Origin of the sequence: Streptomyces fulvorobeus, assembly GCF_013167895.1 — a bacterium.
In the GTDB taxonomy this organism is placed as follows: domain Bacteria; phylum Actinomycetota; class Actinomycetes; order Streptomycetales; family Streptomycetaceae; genus Streptomyces; species Streptomyces fulvorobeus.
In genome coordinates, this window is the sequence record NZ_BLWC01000001.1 from 1,415,749 (window position 1) to 1,427,460 (window position 11,712).

Below are 11,712 nucleotides of genomic sequence, written 5' to 3' on the forward strand. Positions count from 1 at the left end.
CCGTACGCGCGGGTGGGGCGTGAGCTGGGGGGTCATGCCTCGCGCGTGGGGTCCTCGCCGCGGTCCAGGGCCTTCCAGAGGTCCTCGGGGCGGTCGGGGTCCGGGGCGGTGAGCGCGGCCCTGCGGGGGCGGGGGAGCCGTCGCGCTCGTACCGTCCCGACATGGTGGGCCAGCGGCTTCCGTGGCGCAGGGCGAGCAGCCCCGCGAGCAGGATCAGCAGCCCGCCGGCGGCCGTGACGTAGGGCCAGGCGGTGTGGGTCAGGGCATCGATGGTGGCCGAGGTGTTCCCGGTGGTCTGCGCGGCCTTCTCGTCCAGGGCAGCGCTGTCGGAACCACCGGAACCGGCGCTCAGGGCGGCGCCCAGGCCACTGAGGGCGAGGAGTCCGGCGACCAGTACGCGGCCGGCGCCCCGGACCGCGAACACGGCGACGAGGGCGGCCAGCGCGACGACGGCCAGGGCCGCGGGCAGGCCCGTGACCTCCTGGCCCTCGGCCGTCAGGGGCAGGGTCCCGCCGCCTACCGCGGCCTCGCCCTTCGCCCACGTCTGTCCGGACGCGAGCAGAACGACGGTCGAGCCCGCCGCCCCGAGGAGCAGGGCGGCGGCCAGGCTCCGGCGGTTTCCCGCGCTGTCGGGCGCGGTGGCGGCTCGGTCACGGGTCGGGGGTACGGGCACAGCACTCACGTACTCCACTATCCCTTACGCCTTCAGAGCGCGTGGAGGCGGTTGGCCGTGTGGACGGCGCGCAGGACCGCGGCGGCCTTGTTGCGGCATTCGGTGTCCTCGGAGACCGGGTCGGAGTCGGCGACGACGCCCGCTCCGGCCTGGACGTACGCGGTGCCGTCGCGCAGGAGGGCGGTACGGATGGCGATGGCGGTGTCGGAGTCGCCCGCGAAGTCGAGGTAGCCGACGCAGCCTCCGTACAGTCCGCGCCTGGTCGGTTCCAGCTCCTCGATGATCTGCATGGCGCGCGGCTTGGGCGCTCCGGAGAGGGTGCCCGCGGGGAAGCAGGCGGTGAGGACGTCGAACGCGGTGCGGTCGTCGGCGACGCGGCCGGTGACGGTGGAGACGATGTGCATCACGTGCGAGTACCGCTCGACGGACATGAAGTCGACGACCTCGACGCTGCCGGGTTCGCAGACCCGCCCCAGGTCGTTGCGGCCGAGGTCGACGAGCATCAGGTGCTCGGCGCGCTCCTTCGGGTCGGCGAGGAGTTCGTCCGCGAGGGCCTGGTCCTCCCGCGGGGTGGCGCCGCGGTGCCGGGTGCCCGCGATGGGGTGGACCATGGCCCGCCCGTCCTCCACCTTGACCAGGGCCTCCGGGCTGGAGCCGACGACGTCGAAGCCGTCGAAGCGCAGGAGGTACATGTACGGCGAGGGGTTGGTGGCGCGCAGCACCCGGTAGACGTCCAGGGCGCTCGCCGTGCACGGGGTCTCGAAGCGCTGGGAGGGCACCACCTGGAAGGCTTCGCCGGCCCTGATGCGCTCCTTGATGTCGTCGACGGCGTCCTGGTAGGCCGGGCCGCCCCAGAGGGCGGTGTACGGCGGGAGTTCGGAGGGCGGCAGCGCGGTGGGGGCGTTCTCGACGGGGCGGCGGAGGTCCTGCTCCATGGCGTCGAGCCGGGTCACGGCGTCCGCGTACGCCTCGTCGGCGCCCGTCTGGAGGTCGTTGTGGTTGATCGCGTTGGCGATCAGGAGGACCGTGCCGTCCCAGTGGTCGAGGACGGCCAGGTCCGAGGTGAGCAGCATGGTGAGCTCGGGGAGCTTCAGGTCGTCCCCGCCGTGCTCCTCGATGCGTTCCAGCCGGCGCACGATGTCGTAACCGAGGTAGCCGACCATGCCGCCGGTGAACGGCGGCAGCTTCTCGTCGTCGGTCAGGTCGCGCGGCGTGTGGAGGGTCTCGATGGTGGCGCGCAGGGCGTGCAGCGGGTCCCCGTCCGTGGGGACTCCGACGGGTGGGGTGCCCAGCCAGTGGGCCTGTCCGTCGCGGACCGTCAGGGTGGCGGCGCTGCGGACGCCGATGAAGGAGTAGCGGGACCAGGTCCGGCCGTTCTCCGCGGATTCCAGCAGGAAGGTGCCGGTGCGTTCGGCCGCGAGCTTGCGGTAGAGCCCGACCGGGGTGTCGCCGTCCGCGAGGAGCCGGCGGCTGACGGGGATGACGCGCCGGTCGACGGCCAGCTTGCGGAAGGTCTCAAGATCCATGGCCGGTGACCTTACTCGGCGAGGGGGAGGACGTCGGCGTCGAAGCAGGTGCGGTCGCCCGTGTGGCAGGCGGCGCCCGTCTGGTCCACCCGGACGAGGACGGTGTCGGCGTCGCAGTCCAGCGCCACGGATCTCACCCGCTGGACGTGGCCGGAGGTGTCGCCCTTGACCCAGTACTCCTGGCGGCTGCGGGACCAGTAGGTGCAGCGGCCCGTGGTGAGGGTGCGGTGCAGCGCCTCGTCGTCCATCCAGCCGAGCATCAGGACCTCGCCCGTGTCGTACTGCTGGGCGATGGCCGGGACCAGCCCGTCGGCGCCGCGCCTGAGGCGGGCGGCGATGGCGGGGTCGAGGCTGCTGGCGGGCGTACCGGGCGACGGGGCGCCGGGCGTGGGCGTGCTGGTCATGGCCCCCATTGTGCCGTGCCGGGAAGGGCCTTCCGGGCGGGCGTCCACTGGGCGGACGGCGGGGCGCGGTCGTACCCTGGCGGACATGTCGACCCATGCGAAGCGTGAACGTCTTCTGTTCGCCGACCTGCTGGAGGCGGCGGGTCCCGACGCGCCGACGCTCTGCGAGGGCTGGCGTACCCGTGACCTGGCCGCCCATGCGGTGGTGCGCGAGCGGCGCCCGGACGCGGCGGGCGGAGTGGTCCTGGGAGCACTCAGGAACCGGCTGGAGCGGGTGCAGGCCGAGTTCGCCGCGAAGCCCTACGAGGAGCTGGTCCAGCTCATCCGCACGGGTCCGCCGAGGCTCTCCCCGTTCGCCCTGAAGCAGGTGGACGAGGCGGCGAACACGGTCGAGTTCTACGTCCACGCGGAGGACGTCCGCCGGGCCCAGCCCGACTGGTCGCCCCGTGAGCTGGACGCGGTCTTCGCCGACGCGCTCTGGTCGCGTCTGGAACGGACGGCCCGGCTGGTGGGCCGCCGGTCCCCGGTCGGGCTGGTCCTGCGCCGCCCGGACGGCCGGACGGTGGTCGCGCGCAAGGGCTCCCCTGTGGTGACGGTGACCGGGGAACCGGGTGAGCTGCTGATGTTCCTGTTCGGGCGGCAGGACGTGGCGAAGGCCGGTCTGGAGGGCGATCAGGACGCGGTGGCCAGGCTGCGGCTGTCGCGCCTGGAGATGTAGGACCGGCGCGTCCGACGCGCCGGTCACCGGCGGGACTCCGAAGCCGCGGGCGGCGGAGGCCGGCGGCCCGAACGTGCCGGTGGCGCCCCGGACAGCGCGCCGGTGGAGGACTGTGCGGGCGCGGACGTGGCGGGCGTACGTGGCGCCCGTCCGGCGATGGGGGGCCGGGAGGGCGGGGCAGGGTCCCCGAACCCCCGGCCCCGCCCTCAGACGCCGAGCAGCCGGCGTGCCGCCAGCGCCAGGGAGACCTCCACCGCGTCGGACGGGCGTGTCAGACACCGGCCCGTCAGCTGCTCGAAGCGCCGCAGCCGGTTGAGCACCGTGTTGCGGTGGCAGTACAGCCGCGCCCCCGCCCGCTGCGCCGACCCGTCGGAGTCCAGCCAGGCGGTCAGCGTCCCGATCAGTACGTCGCGGTCGGCCGGGTCGAGGCGGTCGAGCGGCCCCAGCACCCGGGCGGCCAGTGCCCTGCCGAGGCCGGGGGACGAGACGACGAGCGCGGTCGGCAGGTGCTCGTCGAGCAGTACGACTCCGCCCGAGGAGGGGCAGGACCGCAGCGCGGTCTCGGCGAGCCGGCGCGCGTCGCCGAGCGCGGCGAGGCCGCCGACCACGGAGCTGATGCCGACCCGGGTCCCCGGCGCCGCCGACAAACCGCCTGCCAGTACGGCCAGTTCGTCCTGGTCCAGCGCCCGGCCGTGCGCGTCGCCCTCCACGGACGCGGACCCCGGGGCCAGTGCCAGGATCGCGAACTCGGTCTCCTGGCCCGGGTGCCACAGCACGTCCGTGCCGGCGGGCAGCGTCAGCGGCTGCTCGTCCGCGCCGTGCGGGGCCCGGCGCGCGGCGGCGACCGCGAGCACGGCGTACCGGCCGTCCACCGGAAGCCCCAGCATCGCCGCCGCGTCCGGCAGCTCCGCGATCCTGGCCGTGCCGTCGAGCAGGGCGGCCGTCATCAGGCGCTGCTGGTTCTCGCGCCGCCAGACCAGCCTGCGTTCGGCCTGCCGGTAGGCGTCCGCGACCACGGCGCAGTGCTCGTCGACGAAGTTCCAGACGTCGGCGGCGACATGCACGAGCAGTCTGATGTCCTCGGGGTGGCGGCGCGCGGTCTCGTCGACGAGGTCCTGCCAGACCATCGCGCCGCCCATCCGGAAGGCGTGCAGCACCGCGTCCAGGGGTACGCCCTGCTTGGCCCGGGCCTCGCCGATCCACCGGGAGGTCCGGTGGGCGGCCTCCCGGGACTCGCGGGGCCGGAGGAGAGAACCGACGTTGTGCCGCAGGGAGTGGTGCACCTCCTGCCACACCTCGGCCGGTTCGTTCTCGATGGCGGTGCGGTACCCGGGTTCCTGCTCCCGGAGCGCCTCGACGAGCCGGTCCGTGAGCTCGGGCAGGCCCGCGATGAGCACCCGGGCGGCCCGGTGCAGTACGGCGACGGCCTCGCGGTCGGCCAGCGAACGGAAGCGGTGCGGCGACGGCGCTACGGGGGGCGGCCCGTGCAGCGCCCTGATCCGTGAACGTACGACCTGTGGCATGGCGGCCTCCACCGGGAATCGGCCGGCTCGTGGACAGACCGGCTCCGGTGACCCGGCCCGGCCTTGGGCACGAGCACACCGAATGATCCTGACGCCCGCAGAATGGCATACCGCCCAGTCGGTACCTAGGGGTCTGCGGAGTTCTTATCATCACGGTCCTGCAACCTCCCGGACACATGCGGTCGCCGGAGCACCGGAACGCCGCCCCCTACGCGCGCCCCAGCACCCTGGCGAGTTCGGTCCTCGACCTGATGCCGAGGGTGGCGAAGACGTTGCGCAGATGGTGGTCGACCGTCCGGGGGCTCACGGAGAGGCGTACCGCCACCTCCCGGTTGGTGGCGCCCTCCGCCACGTACCGGGCGATCCGCTGCTGCTGCGGGGTGAGCCCGGCGAGCGGGGCGGGCCCCGTGGTCTCGGGTGCGTCCACCGCCTCCCCGGCCGCGCGGAGCTCGCCGGCGGCCCGCTCGGCCCAGGCGCGGGCCGAGCAGCGTTCGAAGGCGACCAGGGCGTCGCGCAGAGGGCTCCGGGCCGCCCGGGTCTGCCGGCGGCGCCGCAGCCACTGGCCGTGGAGGAGCTGCGTACGGGCGCGTTCGAAGTCGCCGCCCGCCCGGTCGTGGTGGGCCATGGCCTCCGCGTAACGGGCGGCGGCCTCCTCCGGGGCGCCAGCAGGGCCTGGCAGCGGGCCAGCTGGGCGGGGACCTGCGGGTCGGTGGTGCGCCCGGACCAGGCGGCGAACTCCTCGACGGCCGCCGCCACGGCGCTCGGCGACTCGTCCGCGCGGCCGGAGAGCACCGCGGCCTCGACGTAGCACGGTATGGCGAGCAGCCGGGTGGCGAAGTGGCCGCGCCGGGGCCCCGGGCCGACCAGCGGCGCGAGCCTGGCCGCCGCCTCGCCCGGCCGTCCGGCGGCCAGGTCGGCGCGGGCCACGGCCCAGGTCGCCAGGGTCGCCGCCTGCGTGAGGCCGTGCGGCCCCGCACCGGCCAGGGCCGCGTCGCAGTGGGCGGCGCACGCCTCGGCGGGGCCCTCGACCGAGGCGGCGAGCGCCAGGACGGCGTGCAGGTGGGCGGAGGCGTTGGGCTGCCCGGTACGGCGGGCGGCGTGCAGGCCCTCCAGGGCGTGTGCGCGGGCTCTGGCGTGGCGGCCGGCGCGCAGTTCGGCGTAGGCGAGGTGTTCCAGGGCTTGCGGCAGCAGCGCTTCGGGGCCGCGCGTACGGACGGCCGCCAGCGCCCGGGCGCCGGACCGGCAGGCGTCCTCGACCTCGCCGAGGACCAGTGCCGAGACCCCGGCCCGCAGCAGGGCGCCCGGGTCCTCGGTGGCCTCGGAGGTGTCCAGGCACTCCCGCAGCGAGGCGTGGCCCTCCTCGGTGCGCCCGCCGAGCATCGCGCACATCCCGGCCCGGTAGAGCGCCAGCGCCCGGTCCTGCGGGGAGCCGGGAATCCTGCTCATCGCGTCCAGGTAGGCGACGGCGTCCCCCATCGCCCAGGCGGCCTCGGCCGCCCCGAGGAGGGCGTCAAGGGCGCGGCGCGGGTCGTGCGCCGCGAGCAGCCCGGCCGCGGTGATGAGGGCCTCCCGGGCGTCGGCGACGGGTCCGTCGCGCAGGGCGAGCATGCCGCGTACGTAGGCGGCGAGACCTCCGGCGGTGAGGGTGCCGCTCCCCCGGGCCGTGCCGTACGAGGAGGGGTGCCCGGCCACCGTGTGGGCGCCGGTGCGGGCGAGCAGGGCGCGGGAGCGGCCCGCGTCGCCCGCGAGCCTGGCGTGTTCGGCCGCGGCGGCGAACCGGGCGGCGCGCAGCGGTTCGTCCAGGGAGAGCGCGGCGGACCGGGCGAGCGCGGCGGAGCGTTCGGCGTGCGGGCGGGGTGCGACGGCCGCCGCCGCCAGTTGTCCGGCGAGCGCCGCGTCGGGGCCCGGAGCGGCGCAGGCCCGCTGGACGAGGGAGGGCAGCGGTGACGCGCCGGGCCCGGCCAGCAGGGTGGCGAGCAGTTCGTGAGCGGCCCGGCGCCTGGCCGGGGGCGCGTGGTGCAGGACGGCGCGGCGCAGCAGCGGATGGCTGAAGTGCAGCCGGCTGCCGGTCCGTTGGAGGATGCCCGTGATTCCGGCGGAGCCCAGGAGCACGTCGTCGAGGAAGCCGGCGGTGAGCCCGGCGCCCGCCCCCGCCCGCATGAGGAGCGCGGCGTCGGTGCCCGCGCCGTCCGGTTCGTGTTCGTCGGCCGCCGCGGCCAGCAGCAGCAGGGTGCGGGTGTCCGGAGCGAGGGCGTCGAGGTGGGCCGCGTGCGCGTCGAGGACGCCTTCGGCGCCGGGCAGCGGGTAGGGCAGCGCGGTGCGTCCTGCGAGCTGGTCGGCGGTGAGCCGGCCGGCGATTCCGGCGAGCAGGCGCGGGTTCCCGGCCGCTTCCCGCAGCAGTTCGCCGCGTACGACCGGGTCGACGCCGCCGGTCCCTTCGGTGAGCCGGTCCAGCAGGGCGGCGGCCGCGTCGTCGCCGAGCGGGCCGAGCCGGAGCGCCGGCAGCCCGGCGAAGCTGCTCTCGTCCTCCGCTCCCAGGACCACGGCGACCCTGCTGCCCGCGCCGAGCCGGCGGGCGGCGAAGCCGAGCGCGGCCCGCGAGTCGGGGTCCCAGGCGTGCGCGTCGTCGACGCAGACCAGCAGGGGCCGTCGGGCGCCGAGCCCTCTCAGCAGGCCGAGCAGACCGCCCGGGGTGACGCCGGAGCGCAGCACCCGGTCGGCCTCCGCCGGCGGCACGCCGGGCGCCGAGCAGAGCAGGGCGTGCAGTCCGCTGTAGGGCAGCCGCTGCTCGGCGGGCGCCCCCGTGGCGTACAGCACCGGCCCCTGGTCGTCCGCGTGGTGGGCGGCGGTCCTTCTCAGGAGCGCGGTGCGGCCGAGGCCGGGCGGCGACGCCAGGACGAGCGCACCGCCGTCACCTGCCCGCAGTCGCGCCAGCAGCCCCTGGAGAATGGCGAGTTCACCGCTGCGGCCGTACAGCCGGAGCGGACTGTGCACGGTCGTGGATGAGGTCACGGCCGCCACGTTACTTCTGCGTAAACAACCTCGGAAGATGCCGGTCCGGATGCCGGGCCCGGACGGCCCGGTGCGGGGCGGTCTCCCAACGGAAGGCGCCGGGTGCTGTGCGGCGGCACAGTACCCGGGGGTTGGCGGCATGCGGAAGGGCCGGACCGGGATGTCCCGGTACGGCCCTTGCGCCCTGCGTCAGGAGCCGTGCGGGCACGTGCCCCGGTACTCGGCGATGGTCAGGCTCGCCTGCGGCAGCGGGCAGAGGAACTGCTCGTACCGGGTGTCGTTGTCGATGAAGCGCTTCAGCCACGAGATGCTGTACTTCGCGATCGTGGTGTTGGAGGAGTTGGGCGTGAAGTGCGAGGCTCCGCGGAGCTCCAGGTACGCCTTGTCGAGCGTGCTGGGCAGGGTGTTGTAGAACGGCTCGGAGTGCGAGGCGACCGACGCCACGGTGTCACCGTCCGCGCCGACGACCAGGGTGGGCGTCCGCACCTCCGGCCACGTCTTGTCGGTGTTCCAGCCGGTCAGCGGGATCGCCGCCTTCAGCGAAGTGCGGTCCTTGGCGGCTTCCAGCGCGCCGCCCCCGCCCATGGAGTGGCCCATCACGCCGAGCCGGGAGCTGTCGATCCGGCTGCGCACCGAGCTCTGCTGCGTCAGGTAGTCCAGTGCGGCCAGGAGCTGGTCGCCGCGGCTGGCGGGCTGGTCCATCGTGGAGTTGGTGTCGATGGTGAAGACGACGAAGCCCTGGGAGGCGAGCCGCGGTCCGTACCAGGCCATGCTGGACTGGGAGGCGGTGAAACCGGGGGCGACGGCGACCGCGCCGAAGGTGCCGTCGGCGGTGGACGTCGGGTAGTAGATGGTGCCGCCGCCGAAGCCGCTCACCAGCGAGGAGACCGTGGTCTGCGAGACGGCGTACGTGCCGCGGCTCGCCTCGATGCTCGACACGGTCGGCGCGGGGCCGCGCTGGTAGGGGTTGTCGGCGGCCTGGGCGCCGGCGGGGACCAGCGCGGTGAAGAGACCGGCGGTGGCGGCTGCGGTGACCAGCAAATTCCTGAGAGTGCGGGTGCGGCCCGTGGCCACCGGGTGACGGCGCGGGGATGTGCCGCCGGAGGTGAGGAGCTGGTGCACGAGGGGGTCCTCTCGGTTGTGGCGCAACCACACCGTGCTCGGGGACCCGGGAACCTCGCCCAAGGCTCCGGGGTGCACCGCGTGGCTGCCGCCGTTCTTCGTTGGCGGTCGTCACTCTGGTGGTGCACCCCGGGTGCGCACATCGGTGAGATCACCGGTCTTCGCGACCGGGCCTCTGTGCCCCTCGCGGGATTCCTGCCGTCGAGCGGTCCTCAGCGGACCGGGTGGCCGGCTTCCCGGAGGGCACCCTTGACCTCGGAGATCCGCAGGTCACCGAAGTGGAAGACGGACGCGGCGAGCACCGCGTCGGCGCCCGCGACGATCGCGGGCGCGAAGTCCGCGAGCCGGCCGGCCCCACCGGAGGCGATGACGGGAACCGTGACGTGCTTGCGCACGGCGGCGATCATCTCGGTGTCGTAGCCGTCCTTCGTCCCGTCGGCGTCCATCGAGTTGAGCAGGATCTCGCCCGCGCCGAGCTCGGCCGCCCGGTGCGCCCACTCGACGGCGTCGATGCCGGTGCCCTTGCGTCCGCCGTGCGTCGTCACCTCGAACGTGCCCGCCGGGGTGCGGCGGGCGTCGACCGAGAGGACGAGCACCTGGCGCCCGAAGCGTTCGGCGATCTCGCGGATCAGCTCGGGCCTGGCGATGGCCGCGGTGTTGACGCCGACCTTGTCGGCACCGGCGCGCAGCAGCTTGTCGACGTCGTCGGTGGTGCGGACGCCCCCGCCGACCGTGAGCGGGATGAAGACCTGCTCGGCGGTGCGGCGCACCACGTCGTAGGTGGTCTCCCGGTCGCCGCTCGACGCGGTGATGTCCAGGAAGGTCAGCTCGTCGGCGCCCTCGGCGTCGTACAGCTTCGCCATCTCCACCGGGTCGCCCGCGTCGCGGAGGTTCTGGAAGTTGACGCCCTTGACGACCCGGCCGTTGTCCACGTCCAGGCAGGGGATGACCCGTACGGCGAGGCTCACTGCGTACCTGCCCTGAATGCCTCGACCTCGACCTCGACGACCAGGCTCGGGTCGACGAACCCGGACACGATGATCATCGTGGCGGCGGGCCGGACGTCTTCGAAGAGTTCCCTGTGGGCGCGGCCCACGTCGTCGACGTCCCGGGCGTGCGTGAGGTACAGCCGGGTGCGCACGACGTCCTCGCGGCCGAGGCCGAGCTCCTTCAGCGCCTCGAAGGCGACACCGAAGGCGGTCATGGTCTGTTCGTACGGGCTGCCCGCCGAGATCTCGCCCTTCACCACCGACGTGCAGCCGGAGACCAGGACGAGTCCGCCGGGCAGTTCCACGGCGCGGGAGTAGCCGAACCTGTCCTCCCAGGGGGCGCCGGTGGAGAGGCGGCGTACGGAGTCCGTCATGCGGAGACCGCCTTGAGCGCCTCTTCGAGGGTGAACGCCTTCGCGTAGAGCGCCTTGCCGACGATCGCGCCCTCGACGCCGTCCGGGACGAGCGAGGAGATCGCCCGCAGGTCGTCCAGCGAGGAGACGCCGCCGGAGGCGACGACGGGCTTGTCGGTGGCTGCGCAGACGTTCCTCAGGAGCTCCAGGTTGGGGCCCTGGAGGGTGCCGTCCTTGGCGATGTCGGTGACGACGTAGCGGGCGCAGCCCTCGGAGTCGAGGCGGGCCAGCGTCTCGTAGAGGTCTCCGCCGTCGCGGGTCCAGCCGCGGCCGCGCAGGGTGGTGCCGCGGACGTCGAGGCCCACGGCGATCTTGTCGCCGTGCTCGGCGATCACCTTGGCGACCCACTCCGGGGTCTCCAGGGCAGCGGTGCCGAGGTTGACGCGGGTGCAGCCGGTGGCGAGGGCCGCGGCGAGCGAGGCGTCGTCACGGATGCCGCCGGAGAGCTCCACCTTGATGTCCATGGAGCGGGCGACCTCGGCGATCCGCGCCCGGTTGTCACCGGTGCCGAACGCGGCGTCCAGGTCCACGAGGTGCAGCCACTCGGCGCCCGCCCGCTGCCACGTGAGGGCGGCCTGCAGCGGGTCACCGTACGAGGTCTCGGAGCCGGACTCGCCGTGGACGAGACGGACGGCCTGGCCGTCGCGGACGTCGACGGCGGGGAGCAGTTCAAGCTTCGTCATTACAGCGTCTCGATCCAGTTGGTCAGCAGCTGGGCGCCGGCGTCGCCGGACTTCTCGGGGTGGAACTGGGTGGCCCACAGCGCGCCGTTCTCCACGGCCGCCACGAAGCGCTCGCCGTGCGTGGACCAGGTGACCCTGGGCGCGCGGATCTTGGCGTTGGTGACTTCCAGGGACCAGTCGTGCGCCGCGTAGGAGTGCACGAAGTAGTACCGTGCCCCGGCGTCGAGACCGGCGAAGAGCTGGGAGTCCCCGGGGGCCTGGACGGTGTTCCAGCCCATGTGCGGGACGACGTCGGCCTTGAGCGGGCCGACGGTGCCTGGCCACTCGTCCAGCCCTGCGGTCTCCACGCCGTGCTCGATGCCGCGCTCGAACAGGATCTGCATGCCGACGCAGATGCCCATGACAGGACGTCCGCCGGCCAGCCTGCGGCCGATGACCCATTCGCCGCGGGCCTTCCTCAGCCCTTCCATGCAGGCGGAGAACGCTCCGACGCCGGGTACCAGCAGTCCGTCGGCGTTCATCGCCGTGTCGAAGTCGCGGGTGATCTCGACGTCCGCGCCGACGTGGGCGAGGGCCCGCTCGGCGGAACGTACGTTGCCGAAGCCGTAGTCGAAGACGACGACCTTCTTCTTGTCACTCACAGACGTCC

At 74.3% G+C, this 11,712-nt stretch carries 9 protein-coding genes and 2 pseudogenes; 1 reads left to right on the plus strand and 10 read right to left on the minus strand.

Features of this window, described 5'->3' with window-relative positions; all coding sequences use genetic code 11:
• Positions 1–32 precede the first annotated feature (32 nt).
• The 3 genes and pseudogenes from Sfulv_RS06325 to hisI all read right to left on the minus strand — a co-directional run bounded on the left by Sfulv_RS06325 (position 33) and on the right by hisI (position 2,603).
• Positions 33–691 (minus strand): annotated as a pseudogene (locus Sfulv_RS06325) (TIGR02234 family membrane protein).
• A gap of 14 nt (positions 692–705) precedes the next feature.
• Positions 706–2,199 (minus strand): anthranilate synthase component I, encoded by a 1,494-nt coding sequence (locus Sfulv_RS06330; RefSeq protein WP_173312566.1) that lies wholly within the window; start codon positions 2,197–2,199, stop codon positions 706–708.
• 11 nt (positions 2,200–2,210) lie between these two features.
• Positions 2,211–2,603, minus strand: coding sequence for a phosphoribosyl-AMP cyclohydrolase (gene hisI, locus Sfulv_RS06335; protein WP_173312569.1), 393 nt, complete (start codon positions 2,601–2,603; stop codon positions 2,211–2,213).
• An 85-nt stretch (positions 2,604–2,688) separates the two neighbouring features.
• On the opposite strand from hisI, the gene Sfulv_RS06340 reads away from it, so the two are divergent.
• Entirely contained in the window at positions 2,689–3,321 is a 633-nt protein-coding gene (locus Sfulv_RS06340) for a TIGR03085 family metal-binding protein (protein ID WP_173312572.1), read from the plus strand.
• 206 nt (positions 3,322–3,527) lie between these two features.
• On the opposite strand, the gene Sfulv_RS06345 is transcribed toward Sfulv_RS06340, so the two are convergent.
• From Sfulv_RS06345 to hisH, 7 genes and pseudogenes are all read right to left on the minus strand, one after another.
• The gene (locus tag Sfulv_RS06345; RefSeq protein ID WP_173312575.1) at positions 3,528–4,844 is read right to left on the minus strand and encodes a PucR family transcriptional regulator; all 1,317 of its coding nucleotides are present in this window, start codon (positions 4,842–4,844) and stop codon (positions 3,528–3,530) included.
• Positions 4,845–5,052: 208 nt separating this feature from the next.
• Positions 5,053–7,838 (minus strand): annotated as a pseudogene (locus Sfulv_RS06350) (helix-turn-helix transcriptional regulator).
• 207 nt (positions 7,839–8,045) lie between these two features.
• Complete coding sequence (gene bdeA, locus Sfulv_RS06355; protein ID WP_173312578.1) at positions 8,046–8,978, minus strand: bis(hydroxyethyl) terephthalate hydrolase; 933 nt, start codon at positions 8,976–8,978, stop codon at positions 8,046–8,048.
• Positions 8,979–9,190: 212 nt separating this feature from the next.
• Entirely contained in the window at positions 9,191–9,946 is a 756-nt protein-coding gene (gene hisF / locus Sfulv_RS06360) for an imidazole glycerol phosphate synthase subunit HisF (protein ID WP_173312581.1), read from the minus strand.
• The gene (locus tag Sfulv_RS06365) at positions 9,943–10,341 is read right to left on the minus strand and encodes a RidA family protein (RefSeq protein WP_173312584.1); all 399 of its coding nucleotides are present in this window, start codon (positions 10,339–10,341) and stop codon (positions 9,943–9,945) included. The genes hisF and Sfulv_RS06365 overlap by 4 nt, the downstream gene beginning before the upstream one ends.
• Positions 10,338–11,063, minus strand: coding sequence for a bifunctional 1-(5-phosphoribosyl)-5-((5-phosphoribosylamino)methylideneamino)imidazole-4-carboxamide isomerase/phosphoribosylanthranilate isomerase PriA (gene priA / locus Sfulv_RS06370; protein ID WP_173312587.1), 726 nt, complete (start codon positions 11,061–11,063; stop codon positions 10,338–10,340). Before priA ends, Sfulv_RS06365 begins: the two co-directional genes overlap by 4 nt.
• Positions 11,063–11,704, minus strand: a complete 642-nt coding sequence (gene hisH, locus Sfulv_RS06375; RefSeq protein WP_173312590.1) for an imidazole glycerol phosphate synthase subunit HisH — start codon at positions 11,702–11,704, stop codon at positions 11,063–11,065. The genes priA and hisH overlap by 1 nt, the downstream gene beginning before the upstream one ends.
• Positions 11,705–11,712: the final 8 nt, after the last annotated feature.

What these genes read in the sequence shown, in the direction of transcription:
- Sfulv_RS06365 (WP_173312584.1), bottom strand. Translation starts at nt 10,341, where the DNA reads ATGACGGACTCCGTACGCCGCCTCTCCACCGGCGCCCCCTGGGAGGAC.
- Sfulv_RS06340 (WP_173312572.1), top strand. Translation starts at nt 2,689, where the DNA reads ATGTCGACCCATGCGAAGCGTGAACGTCTTCTGTTCGCCGACCTGCTG.
- hisI (WP_173312569.1), bottom strand. Translation starts at nt 2,603, where the DNA reads ATGACCAGCACGCCCACGCCCGGCGCCCCGTCGCCCGGTACGCCCGCC.
- Sfulv_RS06345 (WP_173312575.1), bottom strand. Translation starts at nt 4,844, where the DNA reads ATGCCACAGGTCGTACGTTCACGGATCAGGGCGCTGCACGGGCCGCCC.
- priA (WP_173312587.1), bottom strand. Translation starts at nt 11,063, where the DNA reads ATGACGAAGCTTGAACTGCTCCCCGCCGTCGACGTCCGCGACGGCCAG.
- Sfulv_RS06330 (WP_173312566.1), bottom strand. Translation starts at nt 2,199, where the DNA reads ATGGATCTTGAGACCTTCCGCAAGCTGGCCGTCGACCGGCGCGTCATC.